Raw genomic sequence first — 20,602 nt, 5'->3', positions numbered from 1 at the left:
CCTCTCACATGAACAAGAAAATACTAGTAGCTGAAGACAGTTCAGTGATACAGAATCTAACGAAAAAGATCCTTTCTCTCCAGAACTACCAAATTAGCTCTGTGAAAAATGGAGCCCAGGTCCTGGAAAAGCTCAAAGCAGAACCTTTTGATCTGATCTTGCTGGATATCCATATGCCTGTAATGGACGGCATAGAATGCGCCAAAGCCATTAGAAAAATCCCCTCTGACATCCCAATAATAGCAATCACAGGAAATGCCAATAATTACAGCATGGATGATTTTAAAAATGCCGGGATTAACGAGTATTTGCCCAAGCCGCTAAACTACGATACATTAGTAGAAACAGTGAAAAGCTATATTGAGAATGGAGATTAAGTACACCAAGCATTTTCTAAACAGGCTGGAGGATGTTTTCTCAGAAACGAACTACATGCTCAGGTATGAGAAGGGTAATTTTCAATCAGGATATTGCATCCTTAAAGAAACAAAAATTGCGATCGTCAATAAATACTACTCCCTGGATGGGAAAATCAACAGCTTACTAGAGATTCTCAAAGTAATAGAGGTAGACACCAAGGGCCTGAGTGAAAAAAACCGGAAACTTTATCAGGAAATCAATCAAACGCAACTCTCGTTTTGACAATTACTTTTCTAGGTACTGGAACCTCACAAGGAGTACCCGTTATCGCTTGTAGCTGTGAAGTATGCACATCCGTGGATTACAGAGATAAACGAACCCGTACCTCTGTCCATATGGAGGTTGACGGAAAGAGCTTCATTATAGACACTGGACCGGACTTTAGAAGCCAGGTACTCCGAGAACGCATCAGGCATCTGGATGCGGTGCTTTTCACTCACGAGCACAAAGACCATACTGCCGGCATGGACGATATCCGAAGCTTCAACTTTGCACAGGAGGTGGATATGCCTGTATACGGTCGTAAATCCGTTTTAGATCAACTCAAAAAAGAGTTTTCGTACATCTTTTCTGAAGCAAAATACCCTGGAGTACCCCGGGTACAGATACACGAGATCAAAAATCACCCTTTCACAGTTGAGGGGATCGAAATCACCCCGATTGAAGTTCTCCATTATAAGTTGCCCGTTTTTGGGTTCAGAATTAAGGATTTTACTTACATAACAGATGCCAATTACATTTCTCCGGAGGAGCTGGAAAAAATAAAAGGCACAAAAGTCCTTGTGCTGAATGCACTGCAAAAAACTGAGCACATCAGCCACTTTACACTGCAGGAGGCTATTGATCTGGCAACTAAAACAGGAGTTGAGCACACCTACCTCACCCACATCAGTCATAGAATGGGTAAACACCAGCAGGTAGAAAAAGAACTGCCGGATCACGTAGATTTGGCCTATGATGGCTTGAGGATCGAGCTATAGCATTACCAGAATTTCCTATGTTTCATAATTACTTCTTTCTGAAGCGGCTGGCTGCTGCTCTCCATGAACAACTCGAAGGGCTGGCCCTGGTGGAGTGCTTTTCACAAAACAAAAATGAAATACTTTTTGCTTTTGCTTCACGTGAGGAAGAAATATGGTTACGTGCTAACCTGAATCCGCAAATAAGCCTGCTTCAGTTTCCAAACGATTTTAAACGGGCTAAGAAAAATAGCGTGGATCTTTTTAGCATGTTGCTAGACCATACAGTAACCGGGGTTCAGGTATTTGAGTTCGAACGCTCCTTTGCTATTTACTTCAATGAAGACTATCAGCTTATCTTCAAAATGCATGCTTCCAGGTCTAACATTATCCTGGTACACAATGAAACTAACGAAAAGATTTTCAGGAGTCAATTACCTAATGATCATGGGCTTAAAACAAAAGATCTTCACCAGTCATTAACCCCTGATTTTGACAGGTTTCAGGAAGTAAATGGAGAACCCGTAAAGTTCATTCCTGCCCTCGGTAAAGAAGTCAGAAAGTATCTCCAGGAAAAGAACTACCAGGAGATGGAACTGAATGACAAATGGAACCTGATGGAAGATACGTTACACAAGCTTGAAACCAATCCTGTATTTATCTTTGAGGACCATGGGATACCAAAACTTTCGCTACTTACCCCGGAAGAACCAACTTTGGAAACCCTTGATCCGATGGAAGCCTCCAATGCACTTTATGAAAAATATAGCTACTATTTCTACCTGGGAGCAGAAAAGCAACGAATTGTCAAATCCCTTGAAAGCAACATCAAAAAAACCAAAAACTACATTGCTAACAGTAAGCAAAAGTTAAGCGAAGTAAAAAACAGAAGATCCTATGAAGAACTTGCCAACATTATCATGGCCAACCTTCATCAAATCAGTAAAGGAGAAAAAAATGTCACCTTAACGGACTTCTATAATGATACCGAAATATCCATCAAACTAAACCCGGACCTCACTCCGCAAAAAAACGCAGAAAACCTCTACCGTAAATCAAAAAACCAAAAGATAGAGCTTGAGAAGCTCCAGGAAAATATCGCTCAGCGCGAAATGCAGCTGATGGAGCTGGAAGATAAACTCCGGGATGTTAAGGAGACAGAAGATTTTAAATCCCTTCGGAAAAAACACCCAACCCATGAACACAAAAAGGAAGATGTTTCAAAACCCTATCATCAATATACCTGCCGGGGGTATGATATTTTGATTGGTAAAAACGCAAAGGCCAATGATCTTCTCACACTTAAAGTAGCCAGTAAAGAAGATTACTGGTTGCATGCCAGAGATGTGGCAGGATCGCATGTAGTGATCAGACATCAGGCCGGAAAAAAATTACCAAAAGATGTTTTGGAAAGGGCGGCTGAACTGGCCGCCTGGTTCTCCAAACGAAAAACAGACTCTCTCTGCCCCGTCATACATACTCAAAAAAAATATGTCAGGAAGGCAAAAGGTTCACCTCCCGGACTCGTGATCGTTGAAAAAGAAGAGGTAATAATGGTAGAACCTAAAGGCTTTGAATAAAAAGTCAGGAACAGTAGCCAGAACCCGCTAACCCTTTCAACTCATTACTATTTAACCTGGCTCACACGCATCATATTTGTATGTCCCTCCCAGTGAAGGGGCATACCTGAAGTATTGATATAAACATCACCTTTATTGAGGTATCCTTCTTTCACCAGAAATTCTTCTATTTGATTGAGTGTTTCGTCGATTCCTTCAGTTTTATCATAATAAAACCCGGTCACTCCCCACACAAGATTCATTTGTCGCAGCAGGTGCTTTTGATTAGTGAAAAGGAAGATATCCGCTTTAGGTCGATGCATCGCCAGTCGATAGCCGGTATATCCGGATTTAGTCATGCTTATAATCGCTTTGCAATTGACATGATCTGACAGTCGGCAAGCCGATCGTACCAGGAGATCATTAAGCCGGGTAGTCGAATTGATATCCTCATCAGTGTATTTGGAGTAAATAGACCTGGACTCATATTCAATAGCGGCGATAGTCTTTGCCATTTGCTGAACAGCCTGAACCGGGAACTTCCCTGAAGCTGATTCTGCAGACAACATCAATGCGTCAGCCCCATCAAATACAGCATTGGCCACATCATTGGTTTCAGCTCTGGTTGGACGAGGATTTTCGATCATGCTTTCCATCATCTGCGTGGCGATGATCACCGGCTTACCCACGGCGTTACACTTTTTCACCATCCGTTTTTGCAGAAGCGGTACATTCTCAGAAGGAACCTCTACTCCCAGGTCTCCACGTGCGACCATCACACCATCCGTTTCAGCAATAATCTCGTCCAGATTTTTGATGGCTTCAGGCTTCTCAATCTTAGCTACTACTTTGGTGTTTACACCGGCACTTTTGATCCGCTCCTTTATTTCTTTAATGTCCTGAGCTTTTCTTACAAAAGATAACGCCACCCACTCCAGGTTAAATTGAAAGGCAAATTCCAAATCCTCCACATCTTTTTCAGTCATAGATGGTGCAGATACATTAGAGTTAGGCAGGTTGATCCCTTTTCGGGATTTTAACAGCTCACCATGGATCACCTCGGTGTAAACATCTTTGCCTTCTACCTTTATAGCCCTGAGTTCAATATTTCCATCGTCTATCAGAATGGTATCTCCGGGTTTCACATCATTGATGATTCCTTCATACACCGTGCTGACCTTTTCGCTGGTTCCCAGCATTTCTTCCGTAGTAATGATCAGTTGCTGGCCGGGCTTTATTGGCACCCCGTCATTTTCTACCTGTCCTACCCTTATTTTAGGGCCCTGAAGGTCCTGAAGCAGGGCCACATTTGATCCCAGCTCATCATTGAGCTCACGCACCATCTCAATGGTCTTTTGGTGATCAGCATGAGTACCGTGCGAAAAATTAAGTCGAAATACATTAGCTCCAGCCAATATAAGTTCTTTTAATGTTTCTTTATTTCTACTGGCCGGACCTATAGTGGCCACTATTTTAGTCTTCTTAAAAAGTGAACTTTTCATTTATGTATGGTTTTCTAAATAGGTTGTGTGAATCCTAAAAAAGTAAATTATCTTTCATTTTGACCTTGTTGATATCAATCTTCAATGCGTAATCAACTATCGGTATTTCTTTGAGCCTCAAAAGTAAATCATCTGCCCAGTTTTCCTCGGTTTGACTGAATAACTTCAGTAAATAATCAAATTGTTGTAGCTCCGGAATAAGATATTGATTCAAAGTAGCGTTGGTAGATACCAGCTTATTTTTAAGCAGATATACTTTCGTAAAGTCGGTCTCCTCCATAAGATTTGATATCCTGATTTGTCGGCTATCTGCAAATTCTATTTTTATATCTTCGTCTTTTACCAGATGGAAAATATTCAATTGGTTTAAATGCCATGCAAGTTTATACTCTTTAGAGGAAGAGACGATTCCAATAAGTTCAAAATTAAACGGATAAACAGTCGCTAACCGGTTCTTCTTCATCATCCTTGTCTATCTGGGCCTAAAAATACGGAAATCACTCTTTTCATACCATTTCTTTAGGAGTTAATTTGTTTTGATTTTAATGGTGAGAATGTATTTCTTTGCACTGGATTTTAACTAAATACTAGAAAAATGTCAGAAATAGCACAAAAGGTAAAGTCAATCATCATTGACAAGTTAGGTGTGGAAGAATCAGAAGTTACTCCTGAAGCAAGCTTCACCAACGATTTAGGAGCAGACTCACTTGACACAGTTGAATTGATTATGGAGTTTGAAAAGGAATTTAACATCTCCATTCCGGATGATCAGGCTGAAAATATTGCTACTGTAGGTCAGGCTATCTCATACTTAGAAGAAAACGTAAAATAAATCTTATTTCATCCATTTTATGGAATTAAAAAGAGTCGTAGTTACAGGAATCGGTGCGCTTACACCGTTAGGAAATAATAAAAATGATTATTGGGACGCACTTGCTAAGGGTGTTAGCGGTGCCGCTCCTATAACACGATTCGATACGGAAAAATTCCGCACAAAATTTGCCTGTGAAGTCAAGGGTTTTGACCCAAATGACTACATAGACAGAAAAGAAGCCAGAAAAATGGACCCAAACAGCCAGTACGGAATGGTAGCTACAGACGAGGCTATTACTGACTCCGGATTGGACTTAGAGAAAGTAAACAAAGACAAGGTAGGTGTTATCTGGGGAAGTGGTATTGGAGGTTTCAACACCTTTCAGTCAGAAGTAGTCGCCTATGCTCAAGGTGACGGTACTCCCCGGTTCAACCCCTTTTTCGTCCCAAAAATGATCCTGGATATCACACCAGGGCTTATATCAATCAAATACGGCTTCAGAGGTCCGAACTTCGCTACGGTATCTGCTTGTGCATCGTCTAACAATGCCCTGACCGATGCATTTACCTATATAAGGTTGGGAAAAGCATCCGTGATCGTCACAGGGGGATCAGAAGCAGCTGTCATTGACTCAGGCATCGGTGGGTTTAATGCCATGAAAGCCTTATCAGAGAGGAATGATGATCCTGCTACTGCATCCAGACCATATGACAAAGATCGGGATGGTTTTGTACTTGGAGAAGGTGCCGGAGCTTTGATTCTGGAAGATTTGGAGCATGCCAAGGCCAGGGGAGCAAAGATCTATGCTGAAGTTTTAGGTACTGGTATGTCTGCAGATGCGCATCACATCACCGCACCGCATCCGGAAGGCCATGGAATTACTCTCGTAATGAAAAATGCGCTGGAGGATGCTGGTATCAAACCTGAAGAAGTTGATTACATCAACACTCACGGAACATCTACCCCACTCGGAGATTCCGGTGAACTAAAAGCTATCCAGACTGTATTTGGTGATCATGCTTATAAAATGAATATAAGCAGTACTAAATCCATGACAGGTCACCTGCTGGGAGCTGCTGGTGCTGTGGAAAGTGTGGCATGCCTGATGGCATTCAAGCGAGGTATTATCCCTCCTACAATCAACCATTTTACTGATGATCCGGAAATCGACCCAAAGCTCAATCTCACCTTTAATAAAGCGCAAAAACGCGAAGTAAATGTGATTATGAGTAATACGTTTGGTTTTGGTGGTCACAACACATCTATTGTTTTCGGTAAATACAACGGTTAGTGTCTTCGATATTCCGGAAGTCACACGGCTATCTTAAATATCTCTTTTTCGCAAAAGACAGAGATCTCTACCGTACGTTTAAAATCATTACCGGCAGACGCCCTAACAACATCACGCTTTATGAGCAGGCAATGTCTCATGTCAGTGCAGCTGAGGTCAATGATCAGGGACTGAAAGAATCTTACGAGCGCCTGGAGTATCTGGGAGACGCTATTTTGGGGATGATCGTTGCTGAAATGCTCTATAAGAGATTTCCATACAAGGAAGAAGGTTTTCTCACGGAGCTAAGATCCAAAATCGTCAATAGAGAATCCCTTAACAAACTATCAATGAAAATCGGGCTGAAGGGCCTGGTAAAATATCACCGACATAAAGGTTCCAACCTCTCTCACAAGTCTGTCTATGGTGATTCTTTAGAAGCACTCATTGGAGCTTTATATCTTGATCAGGGCTTTAGATATACTAAAAAATACATAATCACCCGGTTAATTGGTCCGCATTTCGATTTTGGTGAGTTAGCAAAAACCACTACCAACTATAAGAGCAAGATCATTGAATGGGCTCAAAAAGAAAACAAAGAGATTAAATTTGAAATCATCCAGTCCAATGAAGACTCACGGGATAAACAATTTGTCGCCCAGGTATTTATAGATGAGAAAGCCCTTGAAAAAGGCTATGGGTTTAGCAAGAAAAAAGCTGAGCAAGATGCCGCTCAAAAATCAGTGATAAAGCTCAAAATAGAATAATACGTGGGTAGAAAACTAAGAATCGGAGGAGCCTGCCTCAATCAAATACCAATGGACTGGAATAATAATCTAAAAAATATTTCAGGTGCGATTGAGCAGGCTCGTGAAGAAGGCATTCAGCTTCTTTGTCTGCCTGAATTATGCGTTACCGGTTACGGATGTGAGGACATGTTTCTTAGTAATTGGCTCAGCTTGAAATCTCTGGATAAACTGAAAGAAATTGTCCCGATGACTGCCGGAATAGCTGTGGCTGTGGGCTTGCCAATACATCTAAAGGAGAAAATATACAACACTACCTGTCTTATTTATGATCAGGAAGTGCTGGGGATATATGCCAAGCAAAAGCTAGCCAATGATGGAGTACATTATGAACCCCGATGGTTTACTCCCTGGGAGTCCGGTAAAGTAGTTGATTTTGAAATCCAGGGCAAAAAGGTGCCTTTCGGACACATTTCACTATCACTGCTGGGTATCCGGATTGGATTTGAGATATGCGAGGATGCGTGGCATGAAGACCGACCGGCCTGTCACGTGATCAATGAAAATGTGGATCTGATACTCAACCCATCAGCCAGTCACTTTGCATTTGGCAAAGCAAACTTCAGAGAAACACTGGTAATCAAAAGCTCTGAACAGCTTAATTGTACCTATCTGTATGCTAACCTGTTAGGAAATGAATCCGGAAGAATGATCTATGACGGGGACATCATCATAGCTCAAAATGGGCAGCTGAAAGGAAAAAATGCACGCCTCTCCTTTAAAAATTTCAAAACGCTGAGTTGCGATGTAGACTTTGACAATCCCGGTGAGACAGAAGAAAATATCAGGCAGGATGTAAGCGGTCAATACGAAGAATTTTCCAGGGCTACATCGTTAGCGTTGTTTGATTACCTGCGAAAGAGTAAAAACCAGGGCTTCGTACTTTCTCTTAGTGGAGGAGCTGATTCGGGAACCATCGCCGTGATGGTGGCCGAAATGGTTAAAAATGGCATTGAAGAGCTTGGATTCGATGTTTTCGCTAAGAAATCCGGCCTCAACCTTAAGCATGGAAGTAACCGTGAGATTGTAAACCAACTTTTCTTTACTGCTTACCAGGGTACTGTAAACTCATCAGAAGAGACATTGCTATCAGCAAAAGAACTTGCAGAAAGCATTGGGGCTAATTTCTTTGAGTGGAAAATTGATGATGAAGTGGCAGCCTATCAAAAGTCGATAGAAAGTGCCCTGGGTAGAACGCTTAGCTGGGAAGAAGATGACATAGCTCTCCAAAACATCCAGGCAAGAGCCCGGTCCCCTATCATATGGATGCTGGCCAACATCAAAAAGTGTCTCTTACTTTCCACTTCCAATCGCAGTGAGGGCGATGTGGGATATGCCACTATGGATGGAGACACAAGTGGAAGTATTTCACCCATTGCAGCGGTCGATAAAAACTTTATCATCAAATGGTTGCGATATGCTGAGCGAGAGCTTGGCTATACCGGATTAAAGCGGGTCAACAACCTTTCTCCTACAGCTGAGCTACGTCCGCAGGAGATGCATCAAACCGATGAAACAGACCTGATGCCCTACGAGGTATTGGTGGACATAGAGCAGAAAGCCATCAGAGATAAGAAATCACCCATCGAGACATACGAACGACTGGTTGCAAAATGGCCGGACCATGTGCTCCTTAAAAAATGGATAACCAAGTTCTTCAGACTTTGGTCATATAATCAATGGAAGCGTGAACGAATTGCCCCAAGCTTTCACCTGGATGATTTCAATGTCGATCCAAGGACCTGGTGCCGATTCCCCATCCTTTCCAGTGGGTTTCAGGAAGAGCTTGAAGAGCTGGAGAATCACCAATAAACAGAAAACATCTGTATTATTTTGAATGAACGTCTTCTCGTATTATTTTTAGAGGTGTTTTTGTAAGTCCCGGAGGTAGCGGTGGATTGTGATACGGACTTCTTAAATATTTTCTGAAACATAAACCACCATGACCACCAACCAACCGCTTATTCAGGAAACGCCTGTTGAGATCGACGGAGCTGAGGTTATTTCAATCAACCATCTTTCCGATGAACAACGTCCCACAGGTTTTGCAGTCAACTTTGTTGTAGGCTTTGACCGGCTGGATCGTCTGGCCATTTGCAAGTACCAGCAAGAACCGGGTTATTATCTTTTCTATTGTGATTCAGAATGGAAAGTACTGAATGATGCCTATCATGGCACTAAAGAGCTGGCTATTGAAGAGGCGGAGCAGGAGTTTAATGGCACCCAGCATAATTGGGTTTAGTATACCTCAGCCCCCGGGTCACTTTGCAGGTATCTTAAAAAATGCGCCCCTATTCTCCTCTCGATCCATAGATTGCTTCACAATCAGATAAGCCGTAATGATGAGATTGCGAAGCTCCAGCAGCTGCGGAGATACCTGAGTCCTTTTGTAAAGCTCTTCGGTCTCATCATATAATACACCGATGCGGTTACTGGCACGCTTAAGCCGCTCATCAGACCTGACAATGGCTACATAATCATTCATCAACACCTGTAATTCCCGGCGGTTATGAGTGATCAGGATCAACTCTTCGGGCTTGGTTGTTCCCTCCTCATCCCATGGAGGAATGGAAGGCAGATAAGAAACACCTTCAATCATCTCCACGGATTTCAGATAGCTTTTGTGCGAAAAGATCAGCGCCTCCAGGAGTGAGTTTGAAGCAAGCCTGTTGGCCCCGTGTAGTCCCGTACATGCACATTCTCCACATGCATACAGGTTTTGAATGGTCGTTTGACCATACTCATTCACCACTACTCCCCCACATAGATAATGAGAAGCCGGAACTACCGGAATCATATCCTTGCTCAGGTCTATTCCCAGCTCAGTGCACCTGGTTTTTATATTGGGAAAATTTTTCCCAAAAGCTTCCTGATCCAGGTGTGTACAGTCCAGAAAAACACATTCATCCCCACTTTTCTTTAGCTCTGTATCTATGGCGCGGGAGACAATATCACGTGAAGCCAGTTCTTTTCGCTCATCGTATTTATACATAAATGCTTCCCCTCGTTTATTCCGGAGAATGGCCCCAAAACCTCTCACTGCTTCAGAAATCAAAAAGGAAGTACCAGTCTGCTCCGGAACATACAACGCTGTAGGATGAAATTGAATAAACTCCATGTGGCTGATCCGGGCCTTGGCACGGTAGGCCATACCGATACCATCGCCTGTAGCAATGTACGGGTTGGTAGTATTCTGATACACCTGTCCGATACCTCCGGTTGCTAAAACGGTTATTTTGGCGGCAAACAGCTCTACCTTTTCAGTAACAGCATCCAGCACATAGGCTCCATAGCAACGTAAATCATCCGGATTTTGGTGATCTCCCAGATGGTGCTCTGTCACCAGATCTACAGCAAAGTGCTGTTCATACACATCTATATTTGGCGTATGATGCACCTGGTGCAGCAGCTTTCTTTCAATTTCATATCCGGTTATGTCTTTGTGATGCAAAATTCTGTTTTGCGAATGTCCTCCCTCACGACCCAGCTTATATTGATCAGACTGTTGCTTATCAAACTCCACATTCCACTCAATTAACTCATTAAGTCTTTCCGGAGCTTCTCTTACCACCATTTCCACAATCTCCGGATCGCACAATCCATCACCTGCTTTTATGGTATCTTCTATGTGTTGTTGGTAGGAATCAATCACTTTGTTTGTAACCACAGCGATGCCTCCCTGAGCATATTTAGTGTTAGACTCACTTTCATCTGATTTGGTAATGATGGCTACTTTTTTATCCGGAAAATGACGGGCAGTCTTCAAAGCATAAGTCAGTCCGGCTATGCCTGACCCTATCACCAAAAAATCATACTGAGGCATAGCTGTTAGTTAGAAAGGTCAAGCATTCGCTGAATGGGCTTCAGGGCTTTTTTTATCATTTCTTCAGGAAGGGTGATTTCCGGAACTTCATTTTTGATACACAAGTACAGCTTTTCAAGCGTATTCACCCGCATAAAAGCACACTCACTGCAGGCGCAGGTATTGTCTTCTTTGGCAGGCGCAGGTATTAATGACTTATGAGGCACTTCCTTTTGCATTTGGTGCAGTAGCCCAGCCTCGGTAGCAATGATAAATTCCTGTCCGGGATCATTTTTAGCGAAGTTGATCATACCGGTAGTTGACCCGATATACGAAGCAACTTTTAGAATATGGGCAGGTGATTCGGGATGTGCTATAAATTTTGCCTCGGGGTGTTCTTTGTGGAGTTTAAGGATCTTGTCAATCGCAAAGGCTTCATGAACAGTACATGCTCCATCCCAGAGCACCATTTCTCTCCCTGTTTCCTTAATCAGATATTCCCCCAGGTTTTTATCAGGTGCAAAGATCAATGGCTGATCTTCCGGGAATGATTCTATGATCTTTTTAGCATTGGAAGAAGTGCAAATGACATCACTCATCGTTTTTATCTCAGCCGAACAATTGATGTAAGTCACTACCTTATGATCAGGGTAAGCGTCCAAAAACTTACGAAAATCTTCCGGAGGACAGGAGTCCGCTAATGAGCATCCGGCTTTCAGGTCAGGGAGTACCACCTTTTTATTCGGATTCAGGATCTTGGCTGTTTCAGCCATGAAGTGCACCCCGGCAAAAATAATAATGTCCGCATCCGTTCCGGCAGCCTGCCTTGAAAGCCCCAGACTATCGCCTACATAGTCCGCAAGATCCTGAATGTCAGGCTCCTGATAATAGTGAGCCAGCAATACAGCATTTTTTTCTTTCTTCAGCCTTATTATTTCTGCGATCAGCTCATTTCTTGTTTGAGGAATAATGTCTTCTAGCTGTTCCAACTCCATTGTTTCAGACCAATATTTGGTTAAAGGAACCAAAATTAAGTACATATATTGATATAGTGACCAAATTGTTAAGCTGATTTTAGCCAGACGACTATTGGCTTTAAAATTAAGAAATCAGGTATCAGAAATTAAGGCCCATAACCCACACCCACCAGAGCTGAAAGCACTACCAACCTATAACCAGATTCACCTGCCGCTGATCACATATTTTTTTGATAGCGCTAAATTCATAAATAGATTAGGGATGAATTGAAACGGAGCCCAATGCTCCTGAAAGCACTGAACAACTATGAAAAACCCATTAAAAATTCTCATCCTCGTATCTCTTTTCCTGGCTTTTCAAGCTTCAACATACGGCCAGCGAAGAGGTAAAACTTCTACCACCACGTTTGATAAGGCTTTTATTGAAGGGATCCAATGGCGAAATATCGGCCCCTTCCGTGGCGGTCGTTCCGCTGCAGTCACTGGTGTGAAAGGAAAGCCTAACCTCTACTACTTCGGGGCAACCGGAGGTGGTGTATGGCGCACTACAGACGCAGGAAATACCTGGGAAAATATTTCTGACGGATTTTTTGGCGGGTCCATAGGAGCCATCGCCGTAAGTGAGTGGGATCCTAATGTGATCTATGTAGGCGGAGGAGAAGTCACCGTGCGAGGAAATGTTTCCTATGGATATGGCATGTACAAATCTGTAGATGCAGGGAAAACATGGGAAAAAATCGGGCTGGATAATAGTCGGCATATTCCACGCATTGCCATCCACCCAAAAAATCCGGATATCGTATACGCGGCTGTTCTGGGAGACTTGTACAAATCTTCTTCTGAAAGAGGAGTGTACAAAAGTACTGATGGCGGAAAATCATGGCGCAAAGTACTTTACGCCAATGCAGATGCCGGAGCAGTCGACCTGATCATGGACCCAAACAATCCCCGAATACTCTACGCCTCCACCTGGCGAATAAAAAGGACTCCCTACAGCCTTGAAAGTGGCGGTGAGGGTTCGGCCCTTTGGAAAAGTACAGATGCTGGTGAGACCTGGACTGACCTATCCGGAAATGAAGGACTCCCGGGAGGCATATGGGGAATCTCAGGTGTAACCGTTTCCCCCGTTAACTCAGAACGTGTCTGGGCAATTATCGAAAACAAAGATGGCGGGGTATTCCGCTCAGATGATGCGGGGAAAACATGGAAAAAAACCAACAGCAACCGATCACTAAGGCAAAGAGCCTGGTATTACACACGGATCTATGCCGACACACAAAACGAAGAAAAAGTATATGTACTTAACGTAGCATATCATGTTTCAGAAGACGGCGGAAAAACCTTTGAATCCGGGTATGCCCCCCATGGCGATCATCATGATCTGTGGATAGCACCGGAAGACAATCAGCGTATGATTATGGGAGATGATGGCGGAGCTCAGGTAACATTTGATGCCGGAGAAAACTGGACTACTTACCACAACCAGCCTACGGCCCAGTTTTACCGTGTAATAACGGATGATGCTTTTCCTTACCGCATTTACGGAGCCCAGCAGGATAACTCTACGGTTCGGATCAGGCACCGGACCGACGGCCGATATATCACGGAGAGTGACTGGGAGTCTACCGCAGGCGGAGAAAGCGCCCACATTGCAATAGACCCGGAAAATAATGACATTGTCTATGGCGGAAGCTATGATGGGTTTCTTACCCGGTACAATCATAAAACCGGCGAAATCCGCGCTATAAATGTATGGCCGGACAACCCCATGGGTTGGGGAGCTGAGGGTATGAAATACCGGTTCCAGTGGAACTTCCCCATCTTCTTCTCTCCTCATGATCCAAACAAACTTTATACAGCCTCTAATCACTTACATGCTACAACTAACGAAGGTCAGTCATGGGAGCTGATCAGCCCTGACCTCACCCGGAACGATAGCACCAGGCTCAAAGCATCCGGAGGACCAATTACCAAAGACAATACCTCCGTAGAGTACTACTGCACCATCTTTGCAGCTGCCGAATCGCACCATGAAAAAGGTGTGATCTGGACCGGATCTGATGATGGTCTGATCCACATCACACGCGATGGAGGTGAAAGCTGGAAAAATGTAACTCCTCCAAACATGCCGGAATGGATGATGATTAATAGTATCGAGATAGATCCTTTCAATAAAGGAGGAATGTATTTTGCGGGTACACGCTACAAATCAGGTGACTACCAGCCCTACCTTTACAAAGGTGAAGATTACGGCGCTTCCTGGAAAAAGATCACTTCAGGAATTCCATCGGATCATTTCACAAGAGTGCTTCGAGCTGATCCTGCAAGAGAAGGTTTACTTTATGCAGGAACTGAAAGTGGCATGTACGTTTCCTTTGATGACGGAGCTGGCTGGCAGTCGTTCCGGATGAACCTGCCTATTGTACCCATCACTGATCTTGCTGTGAAAAATAACAACCTGATCGCTGCAACTCAGGGTCGCAGCTTTTGGATGATCGATGACCTCACTCCTCTACATCAGCTCACCACTGAAGTAAATACTGCATCTTCATACCTGTTTAAACCAATGGATTCCTATCGTCTGGACGGGGGAAATAGCGCTACCTCCAAAACAGCCGGAACAAACCATCCCGGTGGCGTTCTGACACATTTTTACCTGAAAGACACATCGGCTATAGACACTGTTTCTCTGGCATTTTACGAAAATGATGGCAATCTGATCAAGAAATTCTCCACAGCTCCTGACAAAGAAGCCAATGAAGAAAAACTTAAGATCAAGCCGGGCCTGAACACCTTCAATTGGGATATGCGATATAAAGATGCCCGGACCTTTGAGGGAATGATCCTCTGGTGGGCCAGTACGAGTGGCCCCACGGCTGTACCCGGCACATATAAAGTAAAACTGGTGGTAGATGGGAAGGAGATGACTCAATCTTTTGAGCTGCTAAAAGATCCCAGGTCCGGCAGCACACCTGACGACTATCAGGCACAGTTTGATTTCCTTATGGAGGTTAGAGACAAGCTTTCAGAAACCCATCAGGCCATTGCCAACTTACGTAACGCACGGTCAAAGATCAATGAGCTTATCGGAGGATTGGATAAGGAAGCAAATAAGGAAATCATTGAGCAGGGAAAGGATATAGTAGATCGTATGACCACCATAGAAAAAGCATTGTACCAGACTAAAAATGAAAGTGGACAAGACCCACTTAATTTCCCTATCCGTCTGAACAATAAACTGGGCCATCTGGCATCACTAACTTCCTATGGAGACTATCCACCTACTGATCAGGCAGTTGCATTCAAACAAGAGGTGACCTCCAAAATTGAAGAGCAGCTTAATTCACTTTATAAGATCTTTGACGGGGATATTGCGGATTTTAATGAAGCCGTATTAAATGCAAAAATAGAACTCGTAAAAATTGAGGAGTAAGCCAAATTAGCCCATATTTGCTGCCGTAATTGTATTGCTTATGTATAATGTAGTAGTCATTGGCGGTGGAATCGTGGGGCTTGCTTCAGCTTTAAAGATCAAGGAAGCTAACCCCAAGCTGCGGGTAGCTGTAGTAGAAAAAGAGACCAGACTGGCCATGCACCAGACTGGTCATAATAGTGGAGTTATCCATTCAGGGCTCTATTATAAGCCAGGCAGCCTCAAAGCCAAAAACTGTGTAGATGGCTACAATCAGCTCGTTAAGTTTTGTGATGAAGAAGGCATCAATTATGAACTGTGTGGTAAGATCGTGGTAGCTACCAATGAACATCAGCTACAGACACTGAACATGCTCTACGAACGTGGGCAGCAAAATGGTCTCAAAGGCCTGAAGCGACTGGTCCGCGACGAGTTAAAGGAACACGAACCCTACGTCAATGGTGTTCAGGGGATCTACGTCCCACAAACAGGCATCATTGACTATACAGAGGTTGCTTACAAGTATATCGAAAAGATCAAGCACTTTGGAGGGGATATCTTTCCGGATAATAAGGTACTGGATATCAAGGAAAATGGCAGTTTCATCCATGTAGAAACCAATCGTCAGACGCTAACCACTCGCCTGGTGATCAACTGTTCCGGCCTCTTCTCAGATAAGATTGCAAAACTGACCGGAGTAAAGGTAAATTACCGGATCATCCCTTTCCGGGGCGAATACTACAAGCTAAAGAAGGAAAAAGAATATCTGGTGCGTAATCTGATTTACCCGGTACCGGATCCAAACTTCCCTTTCCTGGGTGTTCACTTTACCCGTATGATCAACGGGGGCATCGAGGCAGGCCCTAATGCCGTCCTGGCTTACAAACGTGAAGGGTACACCAAATCACAGATCAACCTTGGGGACCTGATGGGCAGCCTGGGATGGAAAGGATTTCGTAAAGTAGTTGGGAAATACTGGAAAACTGGCTTTGGAGAGTTTTACAGGTCCTATTCCAAGTCGGCATTTACCAAAGCTCTGCAACAGCTTTTACCGGATATTAAGAAAAGTGATCTCGTCAAGGGCGGATCAGGTGTTCGAGCCCAGGCATGTGACCGAAACGGAGGCCTCATTGATGACTTCCTCATCCTGGAAGGCGAAAAGGTAATCAACGTAGGCAATGCTCCCTCTCCTGCTGCCACCTCCTCGCTTTCCATAGGAGAACATGTAGCTAACCTGGCTTTGGAACGGTTTGAAAAATAGAGTCAGGGCGACATTTCATCCCTTTACCTTTCGTTTGTGGCAAAAGAATCCAAACCTTTTGTTTGATTTGTAGTGTTAATAGGTAAACGGTACCAAATCATGAAATGAGCATGATGCCGGGACGCGTAGTCTCAACCCAATCCCGATAGCTATCGGGAGAGAATACGGGGACGCCAAGTCCAACCTGGTATGATCAAAGAGTTGGGGCAAACCGCCTACGCGGCCCTGCTTATTTCGAAACTTTAAACACATGAAAAGCTTAATAGGAATTTCGTTAGTTATTCTATTCGCCATAGTCGCCTGCGCTCAACAAAATGATCATCAGGGAACCGAGAACGTTAAAGTCCCCCTTGAAGTGAATAAAAATGGAAAAATAGAACTCTCCGAGTCTGAATGGAAGTCCCGACTTACCGATATGGAGTTTTATGTTTTGAGAAAACAAGGTACGGAACGAGCCTTTACCGGGGACCTTTGGGATAATAAAAAAGAAGGAACCTATACCTGTGCTGCATGTCAGTTGCCTCTGTTTAGTTCAGAAACAAAATTCAGATCCGGCACCGGGTGGCCAAGCTTCTATGAGCCGATCAATAAACAAAATGTAGGTGAAGAGAAGGATGCATCGCTTGGTATGGTTCGTACGGAAGTACACTGCGCACGCTGCGGCGGACACCTGGGGCATATTTTTCCCGACGGCCCGAAACCTACAGGTTTACGCTACTGCATTAATTCCGCTTCCCTGGATTTCAAACCAGCTTACTAAGCTGACCCTGTCAAGTTATTTTAGACGCCTCATCCAGCCGGCCGGCGAGTTCATTCTGACAATCGGCAACCTTACCCGGCCGACCCGGAAGTTCACCCGGCTGACCTGTGAGCTTATCCGATCAACCCCGGAGTTCATCCGGCCGACCGGCGAGTTCATTCTGACAACCGGTAACCTAGGCCACCCTTGTAATCACATAACTTACAGATACATAGATATTTACATCCTTGGTATTGGATAGGTAAACCCCGAAATCGGCCAAATATGGCTTTTTTCGGGGTTTGGTGTTAAATTACAGTTACGTACAAAATAATTCAACACTTGAAAGATAGCATGCAGCAAGCTCTTTTCCAACCTAAGGAGTACCGACACCCAAAATTGTATTTATTCAAGCAGACCAAACTTGGCCGCATCCATGATACCATCCCGTGGGAAGAGCTGGAGGATTGTTTGCCCGTCCAGGATACCAGCAAGCCTGGCCCGAAGCCCTGGTTCTCCAATAAGGGGATGTTTGGGTTGATGTTCCTAAAGCATTTGATCGATACCAGTGATGAAAAACTGATAGACCGTTTCAATACCGATTGGTCTTTGCAACTGTTCTGTGGCAAATTGCTCGGTGAAGGGGAGATGATCAGGGATCAGGCCATGGCCTCCAGGGTTCGAGGGTATATGGCGGAACATGCGGACTGGGAAGCTGTCCAGCAGGTGCTTTTAGAACACTGGAAGAAGGACATGGAGTCGTTACATATACTGTTTATGGATGCCACCTGCTATGAGAGTTACATCCGCTTCCCCACAGACGTAAACCTGCTATGGGAATGCTGTCAATGGATCTACGACCTTATTTTTAAGCTTTGCAAGCTTTTGGGCATCAAGCGTCCTCGCAACAAATTCATTGACCAGAAAAGGAAACAGCAGGCGTATTCAAAGTTGCGCCGGAAAACCTATAAAAAAGGGAGAAGACGCCACCGGTCATTGGTATACCTGCTTGAGAAGGGCCTGGACCAGCTGCAAGGGTTGTTTGATGACCACCCAATAGTACTTACTGGGAAGCAGACCATTTATTTAAAGACCATTAAACAGGTTTTATCACAGCAAAAAGTAATCCAGGAAGACTCCTCGGCCAAGATACCCGAGCGTATCGTCTCTTTGCACAAGCCTTATATACGCCCCATCGTTAGAGGGAAAGAGAACAAGCCAGTTGAGTTTGGAATGAAGGCACATATGCTCCAGTCAGGAGGGGTCGTCTGGTTTGACAAGATGGAGTTCAAAGCCTTTAATGAATGTAAATCACTCAAAACCAGCTTCTTCAAACATACCAAGCATTTTGGGTCGTGTTTCCAACTGGCTGCTGACAGGATATATGCCACCAATGAGAACCGTAATTTCCTAAAAGGAAAAGGGGTTTTTCAAAGCTTTGCCCCAAAGGGACGGCCCGTTAAAGATCCCAAACAAGCAAAACCGGAAGCTGTGCTCAGGGGAGAACTTAACAAAGTCCGGTCCACACACTTGGAAGGGGCTTTTGGCAACCATAAAAATCATTATGGGCTAAGAAAAGTCAAGGCTCTCAGCGAAAAGACCGAACGCATCTGGGTGTTTTTTGGAGTAATGTCAGCCAATGCCTCAAAAATCGCTGACAGGAGGTTTAAAACAAACAACAAAGAACCAGCCCTTCAATTAGCAGCATAAAACTACACCTTCACCAAAGGTGTACATGGGATAATTGTGCCCATACATGTCTTATATGCTTTCTGCACCTATTCTTAACGTTGAAATTGTATTTTTTAAAGAAATCAAATCCCCATGTACAACCACAGGTTATGCTTGGTCAAGGACAAAGCCCTTCAAATATACTTTACAAAAAACGTCTTGTTTGGAACAAAACCTAATTACAAGGGAGGCCTAACCTAATCCGGACGACTGGCAACCTCGTTAGGACGACCGGCTAGTTCATCCGGTCGATCGGTGAGGGCATTCTGACAAACCGGTAGTTTAATCGGGCAAGCGTGAAGTTTATCCGGCCAACCGGTAAGTATATCCTGCATTTGCCCTGAGCTAATAAGGAGCCATAACATATTCATCAAGGAAGGACTCGGTACGTAATTCCATATAGCTGTAGGGATTTCGGATGATCGAAAAACCGCAGTGCCCTCCCACCTGAGGTATTTCTAAAAAAATATTTCTAGTCTTTTTAGAGATTTCTTCAGGATAACAGTCACGACCAAGCATAGGATCATTTGCCGCATTCACAATTAATACCGGAACCTGAATGTTTTGAAGGTACTGATCACAGGTTGCTTTGACGAAGAAATCCTCTTTATCCTTAAAACCATGTAAGGGAGCTGTATACCGATCATGAAACTCATCAAAATCCCTAAGATCATCTATTTTATCCGCTGATACTTCCGGGTGATGTTCAGCTTTCACTTTGATTTTCTCGATCAGCTTTTTCAAAAACTTCTGCTCATACATCCTATTTTCCTTTTTCAGGAGCTGTTCAGCGCTATCCCGCAAGTTGCATGGTACAGAAAAGGTCACTGCTCCTTTGATCCTTGTATCAACTTTGCGCTCACCCAGATACTTCAGACTCATACTTCCACCCATAGAATAGCCAAACAACACTACCTCTTCGTATCCTTCCTTTAAAACCGTCTGAACCACAGCGTCAAGATCTTCTGTTGCTCCATGATGATAAAACCTGGGGAGACGGTTCATTTCTCCACTACAGCTCCTGCAGTTCCAGGCTGCAATATCCCAGTTACGCTCCTCAAAGTACCTGGCTGTACGCTTTACATAGTACCTGTTCGAGCTACCTTCCAGCCCATGTGATATTACCAGGCACCTCCTGCTGCCAGCCTTCACCCAATCAATATCTATAAAATCACCATCTGAAAGTTCCAACCGCTCCCGATCATAGAAAGACTCTTTTATTTTGAAAAACATGGACGGGATCACAGTCTCCCAGTGAGCATTGAGCATGTAAAATGGCCGTCTGACGTACGCTGAGGGTAATATAGGCATGATGTCAAAATTAAACCATTACCCACTAAACCAAAGAAA

18 protein-coding genes are annotated in these 20,602 nt (G+C 43.9%); 13 read left to right on the top strand and 5 right to left on the bottom strand.

The window, feature by feature from the left end:
• Window positions 1-8 precede the first annotated feature (8 nt).
• From AC3E9V_RS09235 to AC3E9V_RS09220, 4 genes are read left to right on the top strand one after another with little or no spacing between them, the layout of a single operon-like run.
• A complete protein-coding gene (locus tag AC3E9V_RS09235; RefSeq protein ID WP_488752899.1) occupies window positions 9-377 on the top strand; it encodes a response regulator in 369 nt (122 codons plus the stop codon).
• The gene (locus tag AC3E9V_RS09230; RefSeq protein ID WP_488752898.1) at window positions 367-642 is read left to right on the top strand and encodes a hypothetical protein; all 276 of its coding nucleotides are present in this window, start codon (window positions 367-369) and stop codon (window positions 640-642) included. Before AC3E9V_RS09235 ends, AC3E9V_RS09230 begins: the two co-directional genes overlap by 11 nt.
• Window positions 639-1,400 (top strand): MBL fold metallo-hydrolase, encoded by a 762-nt coding sequence (locus tag AC3E9V_RS09225; protein WP_488752897.1) that lies wholly within the window; start codon window positions 639-641, stop codon window positions 1,398-1,400. Before AC3E9V_RS09230 ends, AC3E9V_RS09225 begins: the two co-directional genes overlap by 4 nt.
• Window positions 1,401-1,417: 17 nt before the next feature.
• A complete protein-coding gene (locus AC3E9V_RS09220; RefSeq protein ID WP_488752896.1) occupies window positions 1,418-2,959 on the top strand; it encodes an NFACT RNA binding domain-containing protein in 1,542 nt (513 codons plus the stop codon).
• A 47-nt stretch (window positions 2,960-3,006) separates the two neighbouring features.
• On the opposite strand, the gene pyk is transcribed toward AC3E9V_RS09220, so the two are convergent.
• Both pyk and AC3E9V_RS09210 read right to left on the bottom strand, forming a co-directional pair.
• Complete coding sequence (gene pyk / locus AC3E9V_RS09215; RefSeq protein WP_488752895.1) at window positions 3,007-4,440, bottom strand: pyruvate kinase; 1,434 nt, start codon at window positions 4,438-4,440, stop codon at window positions 3,007-3,009.
• 34 nt (window positions 4,441-4,474) lie between these two features.
• On the bottom strand, window positions 4,475-4,906 hold the full coding sequence (locus tag AC3E9V_RS09210) for an IPExxxVDY family protein (protein ID WP_488752894.1): 432 nt from the start codon (window positions 4,904-4,906) through the stop codon (window positions 4,475-4,477).
• 129 nt (window positions 4,907-5,035) lie between these two features.
• Here AC3E9V_RS09210 and AC3E9V_RS09205 point away from each other — a divergent pair, with 129 nt between their 5' ends.
• The 5 genes from AC3E9V_RS09205 to AC3E9V_RS09185 all read left to right on the top strand — a co-directional run bounded on the left by AC3E9V_RS09205 (window position 5,036) and on the right by AC3E9V_RS09185 (window position 9,572).
• Window positions 5,036-5,272, top strand: a complete 237-nt coding sequence (locus tag AC3E9V_RS09205; RefSeq protein ID WP_143396709.1) for an acyl carrier protein — start codon at window positions 5,036-5,038, stop codon at window positions 5,270-5,272.
• 19 nt (window positions 5,273-5,291) lie between these two features.
• Window positions 5,292-6,545, top strand: coding sequence for a beta-ketoacyl-ACP synthase II (fabF, locus tag AC3E9V_RS09200; RefSeq protein WP_488752893.1), 1,254 nt, complete (start codon window positions 5,292-5,294; stop codon window positions 6,543-6,545).
• A complete protein-coding gene (gene rnc / locus AC3E9V_RS09195) occupies window positions 6,545-7,291 on the top strand; it encodes a ribonuclease III (protein ID WP_488752892.1) in 747 nt (248 codons plus the stop codon). Before fabF ends, rnc begins: the two co-directional genes overlap by 1 nt.
• Window positions 7,292-7,294: 3 nt before the next feature.
• A complete protein-coding gene (gene nadE / locus AC3E9V_RS09190) occupies window positions 7,295-9,142 on the top strand; it encodes an NAD(+) synthase (protein ID WP_488752891.1) in 1,848 nt (615 codons plus the stop codon).
• Between the two features lie 130 nt (window positions 9,143-9,272).
• A complete protein-coding gene (locus AC3E9V_RS09185; RefSeq protein ID WP_488752890.1) occupies window positions 9,273-9,572 on the top strand; it encodes an LYR motif-containing protein in 300 nt (99 codons plus the stop codon).
• An 18-nt stretch (window positions 9,573-9,590) separates the two neighbouring features.
• Here AC3E9V_RS09185 and nadB read toward each other — a convergent pair whose 3' ends face one another.
• Window positions 9,591-11,153 (bottom strand): L-aspartate oxidase, encoded by a 1,563-nt coding sequence (gene nadB, locus AC3E9V_RS09180; protein WP_488752889.1) that lies wholly within the window; start codon window positions 11,151-11,153, stop codon window positions 9,591-9,593.
• Between the two features lie 5 nt (window positions 11,154-11,158).
• Window positions 11,159-12,127 (bottom strand): quinolinate synthase NadA, encoded by a 969-nt coding sequence (gene nadA / locus AC3E9V_RS09175; RefSeq protein ID WP_488752888.1) that lies wholly within the window; start codon window positions 12,125-12,127, stop codon window positions 11,159-11,161.
• A gap of 289 nt (window positions 12,128-12,416) precedes the next feature.
• Between nadA and AC3E9V_RS09170 the strand changes: the two genes are divergently transcribed.
• From AC3E9V_RS09170 to AC3E9V_RS09155, 4 genes are all read left to right on the top strand, one after another.
• The gene (locus tag AC3E9V_RS09170) at window positions 12,417-15,542 is read left to right on the top strand and encodes a WD40/YVTN/BNR-like repeat-containing protein (protein WP_488752887.1); all 3,126 of its coding nucleotides are present in this window, start codon (window positions 12,417-12,419) and stop codon (window positions 15,540-15,542) included.
• 40 nt (window positions 15,543-15,582) lie between these two features.
• A complete protein-coding gene (gene lhgO / locus AC3E9V_RS09165) occupies window positions 15,583-16,782 on the top strand; it encodes an L-2-hydroxyglutarate oxidase (protein WP_488752886.1) in 1,200 nt (399 codons plus the stop codon).
• A gap of 250 nt (window positions 16,783-17,032) precedes the next feature.
• On the top strand, window positions 17,033-17,542 hold the full coding sequence (gene msrB, locus AC3E9V_RS09160) for a peptide-methionine (R)-S-oxide reductase MsrB (RefSeq protein WP_488752885.1): 510 nt from the start codon (window positions 17,033-17,035) through the stop codon (window positions 17,540-17,542).
• Window positions 17,543-17,863: 321 nt separating this feature from the next.
• A complete protein-coding gene (locus tag AC3E9V_RS09155; protein WP_488751241.1) occupies window positions 17,864-19,231 on the top strand; it encodes a transposase in 1,368 nt (455 codons plus the stop codon).
• A gap of 366 nt (window positions 19,232-19,597) precedes the next feature.
• Here the strand turns inward: AC3E9V_RS09155 and AC3E9V_RS09150 are convergent, their stop codons facing one another.
• The gene (locus AC3E9V_RS09150) at window positions 19,598-20,563 is read right to left on the bottom strand and encodes a YheT family hydrolase (protein WP_488752884.1); all 966 of its coding nucleotides are present in this window, start codon (window positions 20,561-20,563) and stop codon (window positions 19,598-19,600) included.
• Between the last annotated feature and the right edge of the window lie 39 nt (window positions 20,564-20,602).

This window comes from Marinoscillum sp. HNIBRBA16962 (assembly GCF_057801515.1).
Note: the sequence above shows the minus strand (reverse complement) of the source record. Positions and strands in the feature narration are given on the sequence as shown.

What these genes read in the sequence shown, in the direction of transcription:
- pyk (WP_488752895.1), bottom strand. Translation starts at nt 4,440, where the DNA reads ATGAAAAGTTCACTTTTTAAGAAGACTAAAATAGTGGCCACTATAGGT.
- fabF (WP_488752893.1), top strand. Translation starts at nt 5,292, where the DNA reads ATGGAATTAAAAAGAGTCGTAGTTACAGGAATCGGTGCGCTTACACCG.
- AC3E9V_RS09150 (WP_488752884.1), bottom strand. Translation starts at nt 20,563, where the DNA reads ATGCCTATATTACCCTCAGCGTACGTCAGACGGCCATTTTACATGCTC.
- lhgO (WP_488752886.1), top strand. Translation starts at nt 15,583, where the DNA reads ATGTATAATGTAGTAGTCATTGGCGGTGGAATCGTGGGGCTTGCTTCA.
- msrB (WP_488752885.1), top strand. Translation starts at nt 17,033, where the DNA reads ATGAAAAGCTTAATAGGAATTTCGTTAGTTATTCTATTCGCCATAGTC.
- AC3E9V_RS09205 (WP_143396709.1), top strand. Translation starts at nt 5,036, where the DNA reads ATGTCAGAAATAGCACAAAAGGTAAAGTCAATCATCATTGACAAGTTA.
- AC3E9V_RS09210 (WP_488752894.1), bottom strand. Translation starts at nt 4,906, where the DNA reads ATGATGAAGAAGAACCGGTTAGCGACTGTTTATCCGTTTAATTTTGAA.
- AC3E9V_RS09185 (WP_488752890.1), top strand. Translation starts at nt 9,273, where the DNA reads ATGACCACCAACCAACCGCTTATTCAGGAAACGCCTGTTGAGATCGAC.
- nadA (WP_488752888.1), bottom strand. Translation starts at nt 12,127, where the DNA reads ATGGAGTTGGAACAGCTAGAAGACATTATTCCTCAAACAAGAAATGAG.
- AC3E9V_RS09220 (WP_488752896.1), top strand. Translation starts at nt 1,418, where the DNA reads ATGTTTCATAATTACTTCTTTCTGAAGCGGCTGGCTGCTGCTCTCCAT.
- AC3E9V_RS09230 (WP_488752898.1), top strand. Translation starts at nt 367, where the DNA reads ATGGAGATTAAGTACACCAAGCATTTTCTAAACAGGCTGGAGGATGTT.
- AC3E9V_RS09235 (WP_488752899.1), top strand. Translation starts at nt 9, where the DNA reads ATGAACAAGAAAATACTAGTAGCTGAAGACAGTTCAGTGATACAGAAT.
- AC3E9V_RS09170 (WP_488752887.1), top strand. Translation starts at nt 12,417, where the DNA reads ATGAAAAACCCATTAAAAATTCTCATCCTCGTATCTCTTTTCCTGGCT.
- nadB (WP_488752889.1), bottom strand. Translation starts at nt 11,153, where the DNA reads ATGCCTCAGTATGATTTTTTGGTGATAGGGTCAGGCATAGCCGGACTG.